This is a genomic window from Enterobacter sp. RHBSTW-00175 (assembly GCF_013927005.1).
Taxonomy (GTDB): Bacteria; Pseudomonadota; Gammaproteobacteria; order Enterobacterales; family Enterobacteriaceae; genus Enterobacter.
The window spans coordinates 731,677-751,424 of sequence record NZ_CP055930.1 but is presented as its reverse complement, the minus strand read 5'-3'; the positions used below and the strand labels follow the sequence as shown (position 1 = coordinate 751,424).

23 protein-coding genes are annotated in these 19,748 nt (G+C 52.9%); 16 read left to right on the top strand and 7 right to left on the bottom strand.

From position 1 onward, the window contains the following. Positions 1-699: a tRNA-uridine aminocarboxypropyltransferase gene (tapT, locus tag HV107_RS03540; protein ID WP_182062101.1), complete on the bottom strand. Its 699-nt coding sequence runs from the start codon at positions 697-699 to the stop codon at positions 1-3. A 69-nt stretch (positions 700-768) separates the two neighbouring features. After that, complete coding sequence (gene trxC, locus HV107_RS03535) at positions 769-1,188, bottom strand: thioredoxin TrxC (protein ID WP_182062100.1); 420 nt, start codon at positions 1,186-1,188, stop codon at positions 769-771. Between the two features lie 206 nt (positions 1,189-1,394). Between trxC and HV107_RS03530 the strand changes: the two genes are divergently transcribed. Then, complete coding sequence (locus tag HV107_RS03530; protein ID WP_182062099.1) at positions 1,395-2,510, top strand: tRNA/rRNA methyltransferase; 1,116 nt, start codon at positions 1,395-1,397, stop codon at positions 2,508-2,510. A 49-nt stretch (positions 2,511-2,559) separates the two neighbouring features. Here the strand turns inward: HV107_RS03530 and ung are convergent, their stop codons facing one another. Then, the gene (gene ung / locus HV107_RS03525) at positions 2,560-3,249 is read right to left on the bottom strand and encodes a uracil-DNA glycosylase (protein WP_182062098.1); all 690 of its coding nucleotides are present in this window, start codon (positions 3,247-3,249) and stop codon (positions 2,560-2,562) included. Between the two features lie 313 nt (positions 3,250-3,562). Here ung and grcA point away from each other — a divergent pair, with 313 nt between their 5' ends. Further along, positions 3,563-3,946 (top strand): autonomous glycyl radical cofactor GrcA, encoded by a 384-nt coding sequence (grcA, locus tag HV107_RS03520; protein WP_014071384.1) that lies wholly within the window; start codon positions 3,563-3,565, stop codon positions 3,944-3,946. A 53-nt stretch (positions 3,947-3,999) separates the two neighbouring features. On the opposite strand, the gene srmB is transcribed toward grcA, so the two are convergent. Beyond that, positions 4,000-5,328 (bottom strand): ATP-dependent RNA helicase SrmB, encoded by a 1,329-nt coding sequence (srmB, locus tag HV107_RS03515; RefSeq protein WP_166716667.1) that lies wholly within the window; start codon positions 5,326-5,328, stop codon positions 4,000-4,002. 132 nt (positions 5,329-5,460) lie between these two features. Between srmB and trmN the strand changes: the two genes are divergently transcribed. Further along, positions 5,461-6,198, top strand: coding sequence for a tRNA(1)(Val) (adenine(37)-N(6))-methyltransferase TrmN (gene trmN / locus HV107_RS03510; RefSeq protein WP_182062097.1), 738 nt, complete (start codon positions 5,461-5,463; stop codon positions 6,196-6,198). Here the strand turns inward: trmN and nadB are convergent. Then, positions 6,183-7,802, bottom strand: a complete 1,620-nt coding sequence (gene nadB, locus HV107_RS03505) for an L-aspartate oxidase (RefSeq protein WP_182062096.1) — start codon at positions 7,800-7,802, stop codon at positions 6,183-6,185. The genes trmN and nadB overlap by 16 nt on opposite strands. Before the next feature lie 353 nt (positions 7,803-8,155). On the opposite strand from nadB, the gene rseD reads away from it, so the two are divergent. The 12 genes from rseD (at position 8,156) to acpS (ending at position 17,553) form a co-directional block, all read left to right on the top strand. Next, positions 8,156-8,221: a rpoE leader peptide RseD gene (gene rseD, locus HV107_RS27210; RefSeq protein ID WP_224955222.1), complete on the top strand. Its 66-nt coding sequence runs from the start codon at positions 8,156-8,158 to the stop codon at positions 8,219-8,221. Continuing rightward, a complete protein-coding gene (rpoE, locus tag HV107_RS03495) occupies positions 8,218-8,793 on the top strand; it encodes an RNA polymerase sigma factor RpoE (RefSeq protein ID WP_006176728.1) in 576 nt (191 codons plus the stop codon). The genes rseD and rpoE overlap by 4 nt, the downstream gene beginning before the upstream one ends. Positions 8,794-8,824: 31 nt before the next feature. After that, positions 8,825-9,475: an anti-sigma-E factor RseA gene (rseA, locus tag HV107_RS03490; RefSeq protein ID WP_182062095.1), complete on the top strand. Its 651-nt coding sequence runs from the start codon at positions 8,825-8,827 to the stop codon at positions 9,473-9,475. Next, positions 9,475-10,428, top strand: a complete 954-nt coding sequence (rseB, locus tag HV107_RS03485; protein WP_182062094.1) for a sigma-E factor regulatory protein RseB — start codon at positions 9,475-9,477, stop codon at positions 10,426-10,428. Before rseA ends, rseB begins: the two co-directional genes overlap by 1 nt. Continuing rightward, positions 10,425-10,901, top strand: coding sequence for a SoxR-reducing system protein RseC (rseC, locus tag HV107_RS03480; protein ID WP_182062093.1), 477 nt, complete (start codon positions 10,425-10,427; stop codon positions 10,899-10,901). Before rseB ends, rseC begins: the two co-directional genes overlap by 4 nt. Positions 10,902-11,087: 186 nt before the next feature. After that, a complete protein-coding gene (gene lepA, locus HV107_RS03475; protein WP_182062092.1) occupies positions 11,088-12,887 on the top strand; it encodes a translation elongation factor 4 in 1,800 nt (599 codons plus the stop codon). Between the two features lie 16 nt (positions 12,888-12,903). Then, a complete protein-coding gene (gene lepB / locus HV107_RS03470; protein ID WP_182062091.1) occupies positions 12,904-13,878 on the top strand; it encodes a signal peptidase I in 975 nt (324 codons plus the stop codon). Positions 13,879-14,100: 222 nt separating this feature from the next. Then, positions 14,101-14,781, top strand: a complete 681-nt coding sequence (gene rnc, locus HV107_RS03465) for a ribonuclease III (RefSeq protein ID WP_182062090.1) — start codon at positions 14,101-14,103, stop codon at positions 14,779-14,781. Continuing rightward, the gene (era, locus tag HV107_RS03460; RefSeq protein WP_014071375.1) at positions 14,778-15,683 is read left to right on the top strand and encodes a GTPase Era; all 906 of its coding nucleotides are present in this window, start codon (positions 14,778-14,780) and stop codon (positions 15,681-15,683) included. Before rnc ends, era begins: the two co-directional genes overlap by 4 nt. 18 nt (positions 15,684-15,701) lie before the next feature. Then, the gene (gene recO, locus HV107_RS03455) at positions 15,702-16,409 is read left to right on the top strand and encodes a DNA repair protein RecO (protein ID WP_182063447.1); all 708 of its coding nucleotides are present in this window, start codon (positions 15,702-15,704) and stop codon (positions 16,407-16,409) included. A gap of 32 nt (positions 16,410-16,441) precedes the next feature. After that, positions 16,442-17,173, top strand: coding sequence for a pyridoxine 5'-phosphate synthase (gene pdxJ / locus HV107_RS03450; protein WP_014071372.1), 732 nt, complete (start codon positions 16,442-16,444; stop codon positions 17,171-17,173). After that, complete coding sequence (acpS, locus tag HV107_RS03445) at positions 17,173-17,553, top strand: holo-ACP synthase (protein ID WP_166716663.1); 381 nt, start codon at positions 17,173-17,175, stop codon at positions 17,551-17,553. The genes pdxJ and acpS overlap by 1 nt, the downstream gene beginning before the upstream one ends. A 10-nt stretch (positions 17,554-17,563) precedes the next feature. Here the strand turns inward: acpS and HV107_RS03440 are convergent, their stop codons facing one another. Then, on the bottom strand, positions 17,564-17,824 hold the full coding sequence (locus tag HV107_RS03440) for a YfhL family 4Fe-4S dicluster ferredoxin (protein ID WP_014071370.1): 261 nt from the start codon (positions 17,822-17,824) through the stop codon (positions 17,564-17,566). 56 nt (positions 17,825-17,880) lie between these two features. Then, positions 17,881-18,729 (bottom strand): MurR/RpiR family transcriptional regulator, encoded by an 849-nt coding sequence (locus HV107_RS03435; protein WP_182062089.1) that lies wholly within the window; start codon positions 18,727-18,729, stop codon positions 17,881-17,883. Positions 18,730-18,848: 119 nt separating this feature from the next. Between HV107_RS03435 and murQ the strand changes: the two genes are divergently transcribed. Further along, positions 18,849-19,742: an N-acetylmuramic acid 6-phosphate etherase gene (gene murQ, locus HV107_RS03430; RefSeq protein ID WP_182062088.1), complete on the top strand. Its 894-nt coding sequence runs from the start codon at positions 18,849-18,851 to the stop codon at positions 19,740-19,742. The last annotated feature ends 6 nt before the right edge of the window (positions 19,743-19,748 follow it).

Below are 19,748 nucleotides of genomic sequence, written 5' to 3'. Positions count from 1 at the left end.
TTAAACGTTTTCTGCTTCGTCTGCTGTGACACTGCCCTTATGAATGGTTTTTCCTGCCAGGTAGCGCTCACGAAAACGGGAAAAATAGCCGCCCAGCGCAGCTGCCGCTAACGTATCCCCGGCAAGGTCCAACAGCGCAATTGCCACTTCTGCGGTGCAGTATTGTCCCTCTGCGTGCGCTTCACGCAGTCGGTAAGTAGATACGCGTGACAGATCGACTGAAATGACTGGCAGCGCGTCAAGATAAGGACTTTTGCGGAACATTTTTCGCGCTTCGGTCCAGGTGCCATCCAGCATAATGAATAGCGGCGGCTTCCCTGAAGGCGGCGCAGAAAGCACCTGACGGCTCTCTCCTGCATAAGAGGCCGGGAAAACGACCATCGGCTGATACTCATCACTGGCAACCAGATCGAGCAGCGCCTGAGATGGTTCGGTACGTGACCACTGAAATGCCGTTGTGTCCGGCAGAATATCCGCAATCAGACGCCCTGTATTGCTGGGTTTCATGGGTTCGGTATCGAACATGACCAGGCAAAAACGGCTTTGTGCTTGAGCAGGGGCAAGTGTTTCGCACAGGCAAACCTTGAGCGGCAGCAGGCAGCGCTGACAGCGGCGGATACGGTTGCCACGAGCAAGGAAAGGGCGGGTCGCACGCGCAAGGCGTTCGGCGCGTAATTGAAGTACGGCGTTATCAGTCATGGGCGAAATGCAGGAAAAACACCATTTTCGCAGAGGGAAGAACGGGGCACAAGATGTGCCCCGTGATTGTTACACGGATTCGTTCAGCCAGCTCTCAAATGGAGCCTTAGGAACTGCGCCGTTAAGCATGTCGATCACTTCGCCATTTTTGAAAATCATAATGGTCGGGATACTGCGTATACGGAAGCGAGCGCTAAGCTCGCGTTCAGCTTCGGTGTTCACTTTCACGAAACGCATTTTACCACTGCGCTCTTCTGCAACATCTTCAAAGATTGGCGCAAAACTCCGGCATGGACCACACCATGGCGCCCAGAAATCCACAACCACGGGCAGATCATCCTTGAGGAGTTTGTCCAGCGTAGCACCCGTCGCGTTAATCACGTCACCATCAAACAATTCGTGACCGCAACGCCCGCACTTCGCACCATCATCAATCCGATCATCGGGAATGCGGTTAAGAGCCTGACAGTTGGCACATACGGTATTCATAACTAACCTCTGATAGAGCTGTGGGACAGAGCGGCAGAACGCCGATTTTGTTTCTAATATGTTACATATTATCAATGAGCCTATTTGAAACGACAATGCGTTTTATTCAATGAGAACAATAGTCGCAGGCTTTTGTACGAAATAATGGCTATGAGCTTGCACATCGGGTAATCTGCGCGCTTCGCGCAGCGCTGGTGGAGAAAAGCATGAACGACGAATTAAAGAACAAAAGCGGCAAGGTCAAAGTGATGTATGTCCGCAGTGATGAGGATTCTGATAAACGCACCCAAAATCCGCGTACCGGAAAAGGTGGCGGGCGTCCGGCGTCTTCTCGTGCAGACGGTGGCCGTCGCCCCGCCCGCGATGACAGAAATAACCGCGGTGATGACCGCAAACGTGATGATCGTAAGCGTGACGATCGCAAACGCGATGACCGTCCACGCGATGACCGTCCACGTGATGATTTCTCACGTGATGGCTCGTCCCCGTGGCGTACCGTTTCTCGCGCCCCTGGCGACGAGACGCCAGAAAAGGCCGATCACGGCGGTATCAGCGGTAAAAGCTTTATCGATCCTGAAGTGCTGCGCCGTCAGCGTGCGGAAGAGACCCGCGTGTACGGTGAGAATGCGTGCCAGGCACTGTTCCAGAGCCGCCCTGAGTGCATCGTTCGTGCCTGGTTTATTCAGAGCGTAACGCCACGCTTCAAAGAAGCGCTGCGCTGGATGGCGGCGAACCGTAAAGCCTACCATGTGGTTGATGATGCCGAGCTGACCAAAGCGTCCGGTACCGAACACCACGGTGGCGTTTGCTTCCTGATCAAAAAACGTAACGGGACGACTGTTCAGCAATGGGTGAGCCAGGCTGAGGCAGATGACTGCGTTCTGGCGCTGGAAGATGTCGGCAACCCGCATAACCTGGGGGCGATGATGCGTAGCTGCGCGCACTTTGGCGTGAAAGGCGTGCTGTTGCAGGACGCTGCGCTGCTGGAATCAGGTGCGGCGATCCGTACCGCAGAAGGTGGTGCTGAGCATGTTCAGCCGATCACCGGTGATAGTGTTCTGGATGCCATCGAGCAGTTCCGCAAAGCGGGCTATTCCATTGTGACCACCTCCAGCCACGCCGGTACACCGCTGTTTAAAGCGACGCTGCCGCGTAAGATGGTGCTGGTGTTGGGTCAGGAGCGCGATGGTCTGTCTGATGCTGCGCTGTCGAGTGCCGATCTGAGCGTGTCTATCGACGGTACTGGTAATGTCGAAAGCCTCAACGTTTCCGTTGCAACCGGCGTACTGCTGGCTGAATGGTGGCGTCAGAATAAGGCATAAGCCTTAATCTGCGGTGGTATGCCCGGTGAGCCGGGCATACTGCATAAAACTACTCACTTTCTGCCGGCAGCACAGGCATCCAGTCGATCGGCGTCTCGCCACGTTTTTCCAGCCATTCGTTCGCCAGAACAAAATGATTACTGCCAAAGAAGCCGCGGTGTGCAGACAGCGGTGATGGATGCGGTGCTTTCAGCACGTGATGACGCTGCGGGTCAATAATCGCCCCTTTTTTCTGCGCATGAGATCCCCACAATAAAAACACCACGCCTTCACGATGTTCATTGATGAGGCTTATCACTTTATCCGTAAAAGTTTCCCAGCCCAGGCTGGCGTGAGAGTGGGCCTGACCTGCGCGCACGGTTAATACGGTATTCAATAACAGAACCCCCTGATGCGCCCAGCTTTCCAGGTAACCGTGTGTTGGCCGGGTAAAGCCGGGAAGGGTACCTTCAAGCTCTTTATACATATTCAAAAGAGAAGGGGGGATGGCAATGCCAGGACGCACGGAAAATGCCAGACCATGCGCTTGCCCTGGCCCGTGGTAAGGATCCTGACCGAGGATAACCACTTTTACATCATTCAGTTCGGTATAGCGGAAAGCGTTGAAGACATCTTTCTGCGGCGGATAAATCGTCTGGCCAGATTGCCGCTCTGCCGCGACGGTGCTGAGTGTATTAATAAAATAGGGTTGCTGTTTTTCTTCGGCCAGAACGTCGTGCCATGTTAAAGGGGTTGTCATCTCGCTCTCCTGCGAATCTCATCTGCGCCTAGCTTACCCGTTAAACCCTGGTGATCAAAATTCCACGCGGAAAAATGCCCTAAGTCCTTAAATTTAATTTGAAACTATGCAATTTGGGTTGAATTGGTAAGGTGGTTAAATTGATCTGGAGCAATAAAATCAAACCACACTCTTTATGTGGTTGGTGTTTTTGTTGATTTAAATCAATAAATCGCAAGGGGCTGAGTGATATATATACACGCAAGCAACAATGGTTTTACCAATTGGCCTGAACAGGCCGACACCAGTTAATGTAGCCTAAGGGAGGCATCACATGATTACAGGTATCCAGATTACTAAAGCTGCAAATGACGACCTGCTCAACTCTTTCTGGCTGCTGGACAGCGAGAAAGGTGAAGCGCGCTGTGTAGTGGCTAAAGCAGGTTTTGCAGAAGATGAAATCGTTCCAGTAAGCAAACTGGGCGACATCGAATACCGTGAAATTCCAATGGAAGTGAAACCGGAAGTACGCGTGGAAGGTGGTCAGCACCTGAACGTTAACGTACTGCGCCGCGAAACGCTGATGGATGCCGTTGAGCACCCGGAAAAATATCCACAGCTGACCATTCGTGTGTCTGGCTATGCAGTACGTTTCAACTCTCTGACTCCCGAGCAGCAACGCGACGTTATCGCGCGTACCTTTACTGAAAGCCTGTAAGGCTTTTTGTCACGGAAGCAGAATGAAAAAGCCGGGTGATACCCGGCTTTTTTTTACTCTTCAGTTTGCGAATCTGGCGCAGCAGCACTTGGCTTACGGCGCTTACCAATATTCTTGGTATCGCGGTGGCGTTGTTTAACGCGCGGCTTCTCTTTTTCTTTCTCTTTCTTCTCAGCACGTTTGGCGAGCGCTTTCTTGGACGGTTTACCCGTCATTTTTTCGCTCGGTGCACGCGTGGTCGGACGAAGCTCACTGATAACGCGAGCCTTCAGCGGCTCATCAACATAGCGGCCAATTTTCTGCAGCAGCAGAAAATCATGTGCTTCGACCAGAGAAATAGCTATACCTTTGCGGCCTGCACGACCGGTACGGCCAATGCGGTGCAGATAGGTGTCACCGCTGCGGGGCATATCGAAGTTAATCACATGGCTTACATCCGGAATGTCGATCCCGCGTGCAGCAACATCGGTGGCAACCAGCACGTTTACGCGACCATCGGTCAGACGCTTGATGCCTTCGGTACGCTTAACCTGCGCCATCTCGCCTTCAAGGTAGCAGTTGTTGATCCCTGCATTACGCAGCATTTCAGCCAGCTCGTGCACACGCTCGCGCTTACGCACGAAGACGATGGTGCGAGTCGCGTCTTCTTGCTTCAGCAAATGCTTGAGCAACTCAACCTTGTGTTCCAGATCATCTGCGCGGTAGTACCACTGGTGGATCTTCTTACGCTCACGGGTGGAAGGGGTTGCAGACACCTCCACCGGATCTTCCAACAGGCGCTCTGCGAAGTCTTTAATCGCTTCCCCTTCCAGGGTGGCAGAGAACAGCATGGTCTGGTTACGCCAGCGCGTTTCACCCGCGATGTGTTCGATATCCTGCGCAAAGCCCATGTCCAGCATGCGGTCAGCTTCGTCGAGGATCAGCGTTTCAACCGCACGGCAGTCGAAATTCTCTTCTTTAATGTACTGCAGGAGACGGCCAGTCGTCGCCACGACGATGTCCTGGTTCTCACTGAACACTTCAGCGTGGTTCATATACGCAACACCGCCGGTAATGGTGGCGATATCAAGATGGGTGTTCGCAGCCAGTTCACGCGCGTGTTCGGCAACCTGCATTGCCAGTTCACGAGTAGGCGTCAGGATCAAAATACGCGGCGGGCCTGATTTTTTGCGGGGGAAATCGAGCAAATGCTGCAAGACAGGCAGCAAGTAGGCTGCTGTTTTCCCCGTGCCGGTTGGCGCAGAACCGAGCACATCGCGGCCCTCAAGCGCAGGCGGAATGGCCGCGGCCTGAATGGCGGTCGGGCGTGTAAAGCCTTTGCTCTCAAGTGCATTGAGCAGGCTTTCATCGAGTTCAAGTTCGGAAAAAGTCGTTACAGTCATGTTCTACCTCTGTGTGGGGCGCTGATTATAGACGTTACGGCTGTAATCTTCATCTGTTTGTATGGATATCGCTTTGCGACCACTTCGCTTTCCCCTATGCTACTCCAGTTTCACTTAGAAGGTTGCCCTGACATGTCTCAACTCAAAGCGCAATTGCGCCGCGATGGTTTCACATTTAAACAGTTCTTTATTGCTCACGATCGCTGTGCGATGAAAGTCGGCACAGATGGGATCCTTCTTGGATCCTGGGCTCCTGTTGCTGGCGTTAAACGTATTCTCGATATTGGTTCAGGAAGCGGACTTCTGGCGCTGATGCTGGCGCAGCGTACCGAGCAACATGTCACCATCGATGCCGTTGAGCTTGACGTACAAGCCGCTGAGCAGGCAAGTGAAAATGCCGCTGAATCTCCCTGGGCTGAACGTGTAAAAGTGGAATGTGCCGATGTACTTGTCTGGGCACCAGAGCAGACTGCGCGTTACGATCTTATCGTCAGCAACCCACCTTACTATGAACCCGGCGTAGAGTGCGGCACGCCGGAGCGTGAACAGGCCCGCTACACCGGTTCGCTTGATCACCGCGCGTTATTAACCAGTGCCGCTGAGTTGATTTCAGAAGAGGGTTTTTTCTGCGTCGTATTGCCAGAAAACACCGGTAATACCTTTATTGAAATTGCGCGGGAAATCGGCTGGAACTTGCGTCTGCGAACTGATATTTCAGATACAGAAGGGCGCTTGCCCCACCGGGTGTTACTGGCACTGTCACCAAAAGAGGGCGAGTGTTTTAACGACCGGATGGTTATCCGTGGGTCAGACCAGCGTTATTCCGAAGATTACACTGCTCTGACCCAGGCATTTTATTTGTTTATGTGAGCACCCGGGGAGAGTACCGACGGGCCTGATTCGGCCAACTGATCCGGGTAATCCAGAGTGTAGTGCAATCCGCGGCTCTCTTTACGCATCATGGCGCAGCGCACAATCAGTTCAGCTACCTGTACCAGGTTACGCAATTCGAGCAGGTTATTGGATACGCGGAAGTTTGCGTAATACTCGTCGATTTCCTGTTGCAGCATGGTGATGCGTCGTAAAGCGCGTTCAAGGCGCTTGGTTGTACGGACAATCCCCACGTAGTCCCACATAAATAGCCTTAACTCGTGCCAGTTATGCTGGATGACAACCAGCTCATCCGGGTTCTCAACGCGGCTTTCGTCCCAGGCCGGCAAGTGCGCCGTCGGGCGTGCATAAGGCATCCGCTTAATAATATCTTCCGATGCTGACCACCCGTAGACCAGGCATTCGAGCAGCGAGTTAGACGCCATGCGGTTTGCCCCATGCAACCCTGTGTAGCTTACTTCGCCAATGGCATACAGGCCGTCAACGTCGGTACGACCGTGATCGTCAACCATGACGCCGCCACAGGTATAGTGTGCCGCGGGAACAATAGGAACCGGGTCGCGGGTGAGATCAATTCCCAGGCTCAGCAGTTTTTCGTAAATCATCGGGAAGTGCTGGCGAATGAAATCAGCCGGTTTATGGCTAATATCCAGATACATACAATCAACACCAAGACGTTTCATCTCGTGGTCGATGGCTCGCGCAACGATATCACGTGGGGCGAGTTCGCCTCTGGCATCAAAGTCCGGCATAAAACGCGAACCATCCGGGCGTTTCAGGTAAGCACCTTCGCCGCGCAGGGCTTCAGTCAGTAAGAAGTTACGCGCCTGCGGGTGGAATAAGGCTGTTGGATGGAACTGGTTAAATTCCAGGTTCGCCACCCGGCAGCCAGCGCGCCAGGCCATGGCAATGCCATCACCTGAGGCGATATCCGGGTTTGTGGTGTATTGATAAACTTTGGATGCGCCGCCTGTTGCCAGCACAACGGCTTTCGCCTGGCAGGTTTCGACTTTCTCTTTATTGCGATTCCAGACCCAGGCGCCCACCACGCGGCGCGTACCAGGCAGTCCAATCTTATCGGAAATAATAAGGTCGACCGCATTGCTGCGTTCCAGTACCTGAATGTTCGGGTGGCCCAGGGCTTTACTGACCAGCGTGGTTTCAACTTCTTTACCGGTTGCATCCGCTGCGTGGAGGATGCGGCGGTGGCTGTGTCCACCTTCACGGGTAAGGTGATAACTCTCTTCACCGTTTGGCTGGATCTGCGTATCGAATAACACACCCTGATCGATGAGCCACTGAACGCAGTGGCGTGCATTGCTGGCGACAAATTCGGCGGCGTGCGCATCCACGATCCCCGCCCCGGCAATCAGCGTATCTTCCACATGGGAAGCGATGCTGTCAGTTTCATCAAACACGGCGGCAATACCGCCTTGTGCATAAAAGGTTGAGCCTTCGCTCATTGGCCCTTTACTCAATACGATAACTTTCTGATTTTTAGCCAGGCGAAGCGCCAAAGATAATCCTGCAGCGCCGCTGCCAATAATCAGTACGTCACACGTCAGTTCTGGTGTTGTGTTCATGATGCTTGTTTAATTTACTAAACATTGTTTGGTCAGAATAGCACCCGAATGCGAGATGTCGCACGTTTTTTTTAAATGATGTTGCAATGGCTAAACTCTATGTGAGGGCTTAAATGCGGGTAAATGTATGAAAATATTTTGCGAAGCAGATCGTTAGCTTCAGATTTTGTGGTGAAATAAAGGCTGTGTTGCGTTACTCTTCTGACGGTAAACAGGCAGAAAGTGCGAACGTATCGTGAACGGACTTATAATGATAGAAAATGAACGGTCTGCGGCGCGATGAACAAAAACAAAGGTGTTACGGAACTTATTGAAGAACAGACACTCTAAGTCGGTGCTTGCTCAAAAGTGCAGTGTTTTTAGAGTGGCGTTTCGATAACGCGTGGAATTTAGGTTTGGGGAGACATTACCTCGGATGAGCGAGCAGTTAACGGACCAGGTCCTGGTTGAACGGGTCCAGAAGGGAGATCAGAAAGCCTTTAACCTTCTGGTGGTTCGCTACCAGCATAAGGTGGCGAGTCTGGTTTCCCGCTATGTACCGTCAGGGGACGTCCCTGATGTTGTACAAGAGTCTTTTATTAAGGCCTATCGTGCGCTGGATTCTTTCCGGGGAGATAGTGCTTTTTATACCTGGCTGTATCGTATTGCAGTTAATACAGCAAAGAATTATCTGGTCGCTCAGGGCCGCCGTCCACCTTCCAGTGATGTGGACGCAATCGACGCCGAAAATTTCGAAAGTGGCGGCGCATTGAAAGAAATTTCGAACCCTGAGAACTTAATGTTGTCAGAAGAACTGAGACAAATCGTTTTTCGCACGATCGAGTCGCTCCCGGAAGATTTACGCATGGCAATTACGTTACGGGAGCTGGATGGTCTGAGCTATGAAGAGATAGCCGCTATCATGGATTGTCCGGTCGGCACGGTACGTTCACGTATCTTCCGTGCGCGAGAAGCTATTGATAATAAAGTTCAACCGCTTATCAGGCGTTGACGATAGCGGGATACTGAAAAAGGTATTAGGCATGCAGAAAGAAAAACTTTCCGCTTTAATGGATGGTGAAACGCTGGATAGTGAGCTGCTCAACGAGCTGTCTCATTCTCCCGAAATGCAAGAGACCTGGGCGAGTTATCATCTCATCCGTGACACCCTGCGCGGTGATACCGAAGAGGTTCTCCATTTCGATATCTCAGCACGCGTTATGGCGGCGATTGAGAACGAGCCTGTTCATCAGACCACACCGCTGATTCCTGAAGCTCAACCAGCGCCTCACCAGTGGCAGAAAATGCCGTTCTGGCAAAAGGTGCGCCCGTGGGCCAGTCAACTTACCCAAATGGGTGTGGCTGCATGTGTATCGCTTGCAGTTATCGTTGGCGTCCAGCACTATAATACTCAGTCTGAAGCCAATCAGCAGCCTGAAGCGCCAGTGTTTAATACACTGCCGATGATGGGTAAAGCCAGCCCGGTTAGCCTGGGCGTACCAGCAGATGCATCCGCAAGCGGCGGTCAGCAACAGCAGGTACAAGAGCAGCGCCGTCGCATTAATGCGATGTTGCAGGATTATGAGTTGCAGCGTCGTCTGCACTCTGAACAGCTTCAGTTTGAGCAGGCACAAACCCAGCAAGCCGCTGTGCAGGTGCCAGGTAACCAAACTTTAGGAACGCAATCGCAGTAATGAAGCAACTTTGGTTCGCCATGTCTCTGATGGCGGGTAGCCTGTTCTTCTGTGCAAACGCCTCGGCTGATGTTTCATCCGGGGCGTTGTTGCAGCAAATGAATATGGCCAGCCAGTCACTCAATTACGAGTTGGCATTTATCAGCATCAATAAGCAGGGTGTAGAATCATTACGCTATCGCCATGCCCGCCTTGATAAACAGCCGCTTGCCCAGCTTTTACAGATGGATGGTCCGCGTCGGGAAGTTGTTCAGCGCGGTAACGAAATCAGCTATTTCGAACCTGGTCTTGAGCCTTTCACGCTTAATGGCGATTACATCGTTGATTCCCTCCCATCGCTTATCTACACAGACTTTAAGCGTCTTGCGCCTTTCTATGATTTTATCTCGGTTGGTCGTACGCGCATTGCCGATCGTCTGTGCGAGGTGATCCGCGTAGTTGCGCGCGATGGTACACGTTACAGCTACATTGTCTGGATTGACGCAGAAACTAAGCTGCCGATGCGTGTGGACCTGCTCGATCGTGATGGCGAGACCCTGGAACAGTTCCGGGTTATCTCCTTCACCGTCAACAACCAGGTCGGGAACAGTATGCTCAATCTGGCAAAAGCCAGCCTGCCACCGCTTTTGTCTGTGCCTGCGGGCGACTCAGTTAATTTCAACTGGGTACCTTCCTGGATCCCACAGGGCTTTAGCGAAGTTTCTAGCAGCCGCCGTCAGTTGCCGACCATCGAAACGCCGGTGGAATCTCGACTCTACTCCGATGGGTTGTTCAGTTTCTCGGTTAACATCAACCGTGCGACGGCAAACAGTTCTGAGCAAATGCTGCGTACCGGTCGCCGGACTGTCAGCACCACGGTGCGAGATAACGCAGAAATAACGATTGTGGGTGAATTGCCGCCGCAAACAGCGAAGCGCATTTCCGACAGCATTAAATTCAAGGCAGCACAATGATTAAAGAGTGGGCCACGGTCATTTCGTGGTCGGATGGCATTGCGCTGGTCAGCTGCGATGTAAAAGCGTCGTGCAACAGCTGTGATTCCAGAGCCGGTTGTGGAAGCCGCGTGCTGAACAAGCTTGGGCCGCAGACTTCTCATACCATCTCAGTGCCAAGTGAACAACCGCTGGTGGAAGGGCAAAAAGTCGAACTGGGTATCACCGAAGGCAGTTTGCTCACTTCTGCCATGCTGGTTTACCTCTCCCCGCTGGTGGGCTTGTTCGTGATGGGCGGTGTGTTCCAGATGCTTTTTGGCACCGACCTGGCCGCAATGTGCGGGGCAGCACTGGGTGGCGTTGGGGGCTTTTTACTGGCCCGGGGCTTTTCTCATAAGCTTGCCGCACGGGAAGAATGGCAGCCCGTTATTCTGAACGTTGCGTTGGCACCAGACCAGCTTCGTGTTGAAACGCTCTCTTCTGAAGCCCGGTGATTTCACCGGGCTTTATCATTATTTACATCTCTAATAAGAAAACGCTGTTTCTTCACGCTATGCTTGGCTCTAAGTGCATTTCCAGGTTACGGAGATGTAGTGTAGAATGCTGCGTTTTCGCACTGAAAAACGTCAGGCTAAGAACAGCGGCCTCCAGGAATTCGTAAGGCATAATTATTTAACTATATGAAGAACATACGTAACTTTTCGATCATTGCTCACATTGACCACGGTAAGTCGACGCTGTCTGACCGTATTATCCAGATTTGCGGTGGCCTGTCTGATCGTGAAATGGAAGCCCAGGTTCTGGACTCCATGGACCTGGAACGCGAACGTGGTATTACCATCAAAGCACAGAGCGTAACGCTCGATTACAAGGCTGCTGATGGCGAAATCTACCAACTGAACTTTATCGACACCCCGGGCCACGTTGACTTCTCCTATGAAGTTTCTCGCTCGCTGGCGGCCTGTGAAGGCGCGCTGCTGGTGGTGGATGCCGGGCAGGGCGTAGAAGCTCAGACTCTGGCAAACTGCTACACCGCGATGGAAATGGATCTCGAAGTGGTGCCGGTTCTGAACAAAATCGACCTGCCTGCCGCCGATCCTGAGCGCGTAGCCGAAGAGATTGAAGACATCGTCGGTATCGATGCCACCGATGCAGTGCGCTGCTCGGCGAAAACCGGCGTGGGTGTCCCGGATGTGCTGGAACGTCTGGTGCGTGATATTCCTGCGCCAGAAGGTGACCCGGATGCACCATTACAGGCGCTTATCATCGACTCCTGGTTTGATAACTACCTGGGCGTTGTGTCACTGGTCCGTATTAAAAACGGCACCATGCGTAAAGGTGACAAAATTAAGGTGATGAGTACCGGGCAGGTCTATAACGCTGACCGTCTGGGTATCTTCACGCCAAAACAGGTTGACCGTACCGAGCTTAAATGCGGCGAGGTAGGCTGGCTGGTGTGTGCAATTAAAGACATCCTCGGCGCGCCAGTAGGCGATACGCTGACGCTGGCACGTAATCCGGCGGATAAAGCGCTGCCTGGCTTCAAAAAAGTGAAACCGCAGGTATACGCGGGTCTGTTCCCTGTCAGCTCTGATGATTACGAAAACTTCCGTGATGCGCTTGGCAAGCTGAGCCTTAACGATGCTTCCCTGTTCTATGAGCCAGAAAGCTCAACAGCGCTGGGCTTCGGCTTCCGCTGTGGCTTCCTCGGCCTGCTGCACATGGAGATCATTCAGGAACGTCTGGAGCGTGAATACGATCTGGATCTGATCACCACGGCGCCGACTGTAGTGTATGAAGTCGAAACCACGTCGAAAGAAGTGATTTACGTCGATAGCCCGTCCAAGCTGCCGCCGTTGAACAATATTTATGAACTGCGCGAACCTATCGCAGAGTGTCACATGCTGCTGCCGCAGGAGTTCCTCGGCAACGTGATCACCCTGTGTATCGAGAAGCGTGGCGTGCAGACCAACATGGTTTACCACGGTAACCAGGTTGCGCTGACCTACGAAATCCCGATGGCAGAAGTGGTGCTCGACTTCTTCGACCGTCTGAAGTCTACCTCTCGCGGCTATGCGTCGCTGGATTACAACTTCAAACGCTTCCAGACATCCAACATGGTACGTGTGGACGTGTTGATCAACAGCGAACGTGTTGATGCGCTGGCGCTGATCACCCACAACGACAACGCGCCATACCGTGGCCGTGAGCTGGTTGAGAAGATGAAAGAGCTGATCCCGCGTCAGCAATTCGACATCGCGATCCAGGCCGCGATCGGTAACCATATTATTGCGCGTTCTACCGTGAAACAGCTGCGTAAAAACGTTCTGGCTAAATGCTATGGCGGTGACGTCAGCCGTAAGAAAAAGCTGCTCCAGAAACAGAAAGACGGTAAGAAACGTATGAAGCAGGTCGGTAACGTTGAGCTGCCGCAGGAAGCATTCCTTGCCATTCTTCACGTTGGTAAAGACGGCAAATAACCCTTAAGGAGTTGGCATGGCGAACATGTTTGCCCTGATCCTGGTCATTGCTACCCTGGTGACAGGTCTGTTGTGGTGTCTGGATAAGTTTATTTTCGCCCCAAAACGTCGTGAACGTCAGGCTGTCGCGCAGGCAACTACTGGCGACGGGCTCGATGCGAAGACCCTGAAGAAAGTTGGCCCGAAACCGGGCTGGCTGGAAACTGGTGCATCGGTGTTCCCGGTGCTGGCGATTGTTCTGGTTGTCCGTTCGTTCATTTACGAACCTTTCCAGATCCCGTCTGGTTCAATGATGCCAACACTGTTGATCGGTGATTTTATTCTGGTAGAGAAGTTTGCCTATGGCATTAAAGATCCTATCTACCAGAAAACGCTGATCGAAACGGGTCATCCGAAACGCGGCGATATCGTTGTCTTTAAATATCCGGAAGACCCGCGTCTTGATTACATCAAGCGTGCGGTAGGCCTGCCGGGTGACCGGGTCTCTTACGATCCGGTGGCGAAAGAAGTGACCGTACAGCCAGGTTGCAGCTCCGGTACGGCGTGTGAAAACGCGCTGCCAATCACTTACTCAAACGTTGAGCCGAGCGATTTTGTGCAGACCTTTGCCCGCCGTAACGGCGGTGAAGCGACCAGCGGTTTCTTCCAGGTTCCGAAAGGTGAAAGCAAAGATAACGGCATTCGTCTGGTTGAGCGCAAAGAGACGCTGGGTGATGTTACACACCGTATTCTGACCGTGCCGATTGCGCAGGATCAGTTGGGTATGTACTACAAACAACCTGGTCAGCAACTGGCAAGCTGGATTGTTCCTCCTGGACACTACTTCATGATGGGTGACAACCGCGATAACTCAGCGGACAGCCGTTATTGGGGCTTTGTACCGGAAGCCAATCTGGTGGGTAAAGCGACGGCTATCTGGATGAGTTTTGAGAAGCAGGAAGGCGAATGGCCTACTGGCGTGCGCCTGAGTCGTATCGGTGGGATCCATTAATTCTCAATAATTGAACGCGTAGCCACTTGAATTAGTGGCTACGTGAATTATTTAAGCGATAAATCTCTTCGAACTAACGACATCCCCTGTCGTTGTGTATAGAATATTCCCCCGAAGTTTAAGGTTGGCCCTGTAAGGGTGCCACGGCACACGAAACCGCGTTGGTTTTCTCAGGTCGGTTTCGTGTGCTGCATTTTTGACGCATTCATTTATTGGTATCGCATGAACCCCATCGTAATTAATCGGCTTCAACGGAAGCTGGGCTACACTTTTCATCATCAGGAGTTGTTGCAACAGGCATTAACCCATCGCAGTGCCAGCAGCAAACATAACGAGCGTCTTGAGTTTCTTGGCGACTCTATTTTAAGTTATGTGATCGCCAATGCGCTTTATCACCGTTTCCCGCGTGTGGACGAAGGTGATATGAGCCGGATGCGCGCCACGCTGGTACGGGGTAACACCCTCGCGGAAATCGCCCGCGAATTTGAACTGGGTGAATGTCTGCGTCTTGGGCCGGGTGAGTTGAAAAGCGGTGGTTTCCGCCGTGAATCTATTCTCGCTGATACGGTCGAAGCATTAATCGGTGGCGTTTTCCTGGACAGCGATATCCAGACCGTAGAAAAGCTGATCCTGAACTGGTATCAGACACGTCTGGACGAAATCAGTCCGGGCGATAAACAAAAAGATCCGAAAACGCGCTTGCAGGAATATTTGCAGGGCCGTCATCTCCCGCTGCCATCCTATCTGGTGGTGCAGGTGCGTGGCGAAGCGCACGATCAGGAATTTACCATCCATTGCCAGGTCAGTGGCCTGAGTGAACCGGTGGTTGGCACAGGTTCTAGCCGACGCAAGGCTGAACAGGCTGCCGCCGAACAGGCGTTAAAAATGCTGGAGCTGGAATGAGCGAAGAAAAAACCTATTGCGGATTTATTGCCATCGTCGGACGTCCGAACGTTGGTAAATCCACCCTGTTGAATAATCTGCTTGGGCAGAAGATTTCTATCACCTCTCGTAAGGCGCAGACCACGCGTCACCGCATCGTCGGTATCCATACTGAAGGCGCGTATCAGGCGATTTACGTCGATACCCCGGGCCTGCATATGGAAGAGAAGCGTGCCATCAACCGCCTGATGAACAAAGCCGCGAGCAGCTCGATTGGCGATGTTGAGCTGGTGATTTTCGTTGTGGAAGGCACTCGCTGGACGCCGGATGACGAAATGGTGTTGAACAAACTGCGCGATGGCAAAACGCCGGTTATCCTGGCAGTCAACAAAGTGGACAACGTACAGGAAAAAGCTGACCTGCTACCGCATCTGCAATGGCTGGGTAGCCAGATGAATTTCCTCGACATCGTACCGCTGTCTGCAGAGACCGGTCTGAACGTCGATACCATCGCCGGCATCGTGCGTAAGCATCTGCCAGAAGCGATTCATCACTTCCCGGAAGAGTACGTCACAGACCGCTCTCAGCGCTTTATGGCGTCTGAAATCATCCGTGAAAAGCTGATGCGTTTCCTGGGTGCGGAACTGCCGTATTCTGTTACCGTTGAGATTGAACGTTTCCAGAGTAATGAGCGCGGTGGCTATGACATCAACGGCCTGATCCTCGTTGAGCGTGAAGGGCAGAAGAAGATGGTGATTGGTAACAAAGGTGCCAAGATCAAAACCATCGGTATTGAAGCCCGTAAAGACATGATGGACATGTTTGAAGCACCGGTTCACCTGGAACTGTGGGTGAAAGTGAAATCTGGCTGGGCCGATGATGAGCGTGCTCTGCGCAGCCTCGGTTACGGCGAAGACCAATAACCAAAGACGACGAGTATGATGGAAGGATGGCAACGTGCCTTCGTCCTGCATAGTCGTCCCTGGAGCGAAACCAGCCTTATGCTGGACGTCTTCACGGAAGAGTCGGGTCGCGTGCGTCTTGTTGCTAAAGGCGCACGTTCCAAACGTTCTAATCTGAAAGGCGCATTACAGCCTTTCACTCCGCTGCTGGTGCGTTTTGGTGGGCGAGGGGAAGTGAAAACCCTGCGCAGCGCTGAAGCCGTCTCTCTGGCGCTCCCCCTTTCTGGTATCACGCTTTACAGCGGTCTTTATGTCAATGAACTCGTCTCGCGCGTTCTTGAACATGAGACCCGCTTCTCTGAACTTTTCTTTGATTATCTGCACTGTATCCAGGCGCTTGCTGGCGCAACTGGCACGCCGGAACCGGCACTACGCCGTTTCGAACTGGCGCTGTTGGGGCATCTTGGCTACGGCGTGGATTTTCTGCACTGTGCAGGCAGCGGCGAGCAGGTAGATGACACGATGACCTACCGCTATCGCGAGGAAAAGGGCTTTATCGCCAGTATCGTGATTGATAACAGTACATTTACCGGGCGGCAGCTCAGGGCGCTGTATGAACGCGAGTTCCCTGATGCTGACACCCTGCGCGCGGCAAAACGCTTTACCCGAATTGCACTCAAGCCGTATCTTGGTGGCAAGCCCTTAAAGAGCCGCGAATTATTCAGGCAGTTTATGCCGAAACGTTAGATCGTAGAAACACAAGAAAACCGAGGATTGTCATGGCTGAATTACTGTTAGGCGTCAACATTGATCACATTGCCACGCTGCGTAATGCGCGCGGCACGGCTTATCCTGATCCGGTTCAGGCGGCATTTATCGCTGAGCAGGCTGGCGCTGACGGCATTACCGTTCACCTGCGTGAAGACCGCCGCCACATCACCGACCGTGACGTACGCATTCTGCGTCAGACGCTGGATACCCGCATGAATCTGGAAATGGCCGTCACGGAAGAGATGCTGACCATTGCTTGCGACACCAAACCGCATTTCTGCTGCCTGGTGCCGGAAAAACGTCAGGAAGTGACCACTGAAGGTGGGCTGGATGTGGCAGGTCAGTTCGACAAAATGCGTGATGCCTGCAAGCGCCTGGCGGACGCGGGGATTCTGGTTTCGCTGTTTATCGACGCCGATTTCGACCAGATTAAAGCCGCTGCTGACGTGGGTGCGCCATACATCGAAATCCACACCGGCTGCTATGCAGATGCCGAAGACGATGCCACTCAGGCTAAAGAGCTGGAGCGCATCGCCAAAGCTGCCACCTATGCGGCAGGTCTGGGTCTTAAAGTTAACGCGGGTCATGGCCTGACTTATCACAACGTCAAAGCCATCGCAGCATTGCCAGAAATGCATGAGCTGAACATCGGTCACGCCATTATTGGCCGTGCGGTGATGAGCGGTCTGAAAGAGGCGGTATCTGAGATGAAACGCCTGATGCTGGAAGCGCGCAAGTAATGGCCATTCTGGGCTTAGGGACGGATATCGTCGAAATAGCCCGCATTGAAGCGGTGATCGCCCGTAGTGGCGATCGCCTTGCTCGACGCGTGTTAAGCGATAACGAATGGGCCATCTGGGAAGCACACCAGCAGCCGGTGCGTTTTCTGGCAAAGCGTTTTGCAGTGAAAGAAGCGGCCGCCAAAGCCTTTGGTACGGGAATTCGCAACGGTCTGGCGTTTAATCAGTTTGAAGTGTTTAACGATGAACTGGGCAAACCGCGTCTGCGTTTATGGGGCGAAGCACAGAAGCTGGCCGAGAAACTCGGCGTGGCGCATATGCACGTGACAATCGCGGATGAACGTCACTACGCCAGTGCGACGGTAATTATCGAAAGTTAGAGACAGGCCCTTAAAGTTTGTCCGCGTGGTGCATCAGCACAAACTTATCCCACAGCTGTTCTTCGCTTTCAACGTGTGCCGGATCTTTGAGGATCGTATTGGGGATTGGGCACACTTTCTGGCAGGTCGGTGTTTCGTAGTGGCCGATACATTCCGTGCAGCGGTCGCTGTTAATCTCATAAATGCTGTCACCCATCGAAATCGCCTCGTTTGGGCATTCGGGTTCGCACATATCGCAATTGATGCATTTTTTGGTGATTAACAGCGCCATCAGGAAATTCTCAGAAACAACACAAACAGGGCGGGCATTATATGCGCATTCCCTGTTCAAACCAATTTTTTTACCAGCTCCTCACTGTGCCGAATACGTTCCGGAGCGTGCTCCAGATCCTGCTGAACCAGTGCCATAAAAAGAAGATCCGTCAGCATCATCTGGGCGCTGGTGGATGAGATAGCCGCGCTACGCGTAGCCTGCTCTTCCGCAATGGTATACAAACAGCGCGTTGCCCGTTGTTGCAGGGCATTAGGGGTAAAACCGGTGATCGCCAGTACTTTACCGCCCACGCGCAGGGTCTCATCGGTGGCCATGTTGATCTCGCGGCGCTCGCCGGAATAGGAGATAGCCACCAGCAGGTCGTCAGGCTCCATCGCCTGCACGGTGGCAAGCAGGGCGTGCATATCAAGCTCGACAATGCCGTTGTAACCGATTTTGGTGAGCTTCCACCCAAAGTTACGCGCCACCAGACCCGATGCGCCAATCCCGGTCAAAATGATCCGCCGCGCGGTACGCAACATCGCCACGCTTTCCAGCAATTTCTCTTCAGTGTTGACGTCGAGCGTGGCGTGCATTGCCGCCACATTCTCTTTGATCAGTTTTTCACCGACAAGACGCATCGGGTCATCACCGCGGATCTGGTTGTGAACCGGCATAGACTGCGGGTTGGGGTTACTCACCAGCGCTTCACTGATGGCCAGTTTTAACGCCGGAAAACCTTTAAAGCCAATCTTCTGGGCAAATTTCACCACGCTGGACTGGCTCACTCCGGCTTCGCTTGCCAGCTGCTGAGAACTGAGATGGCGGGCGTGGTCGGGCTGCGTAAGCAGGAAATCCGCCAGTTTTTTGTCGCTCTGGGCAAAACCCGCGTAACGCTGGCGGATGCGAATTAAACAGTTCATACGTTCTCCTGGCGAAAATGTGATTGCTGCTGCAAATAAAGAAATTTGCTCGCCTGAATGAATTTTATATTCCATTATAGTGTGATTATTATGAATTAAAAATTCCTGAGGTACAAAAGATGAATCTTGGCTTACTTGTTTCTGAAACGCGCAATCCGCAAACCATGGATCTGGATGCTCTCTCCACGCTGGAGCTGGTTAGCCGTTTTAATCAACAGGATACGCTGGTCGCGCAGGCAGTGAAAGAGACATTACCCGAAGTGGCAAAAGCCGTCGACGCGGCGGCTACTGCTCTGAAAGCAGGTGGTCGCATCATCTACATGGGGGCGGGAACCAGCGGGCGTCTTGGCGTACTCGATGCCTCTGAATGTCCCCCGACGTTTGGCGTACCACATGGGTTGGTTATTGGGCTCATCGCAGGTGGCCCCGGCGCGCTTCTGAAAGCCGTAGAGGGTGCGGAAGACAACAAACAGCTCGGGGAAGATGACCTGAAAGCGCTGAACCTGAATGAGCGGGATCTGGTTGTCGGGCTGGCGGCTTCCGGGCGCACGCCGTATGTCATCGGCGGGCTGGAATATGCTAACCAGACTGGCTGCACCACGGTCGCTATCTCGTGTAATCCGGGCTCACCGATTGCACAGGTTGCTGCCATTGCCATTTCCCCGGTCGTCGGGCCTGAGGCGCTTACCGGCTCTACGCGTCTGAAATCCGGCACGGCACAAAAGCTGGTACTCAACATGATTTCAACCGGCGCGATGGTGAAGTTTGGCAAGGTATACCAAAACCTGATGGTGGATATGAAAGCCACCAATATCAAGCTTATAGACCGGGCCTGCCGGATGGTGGTGGAAGCCACAGGCGCAACCCGCGAAGAGGCGGAATCCGTCCTCAGACAGACGGATTACGATGTGAAACCCGCCATTTTGATGATCTTAAGCGGGCTGGATGCAACCGCTGCGAGAGCAAAACTCGATACGCATCATGGGTTTTTACGGGCGGCTTTAGAAAACTAAAAAAGA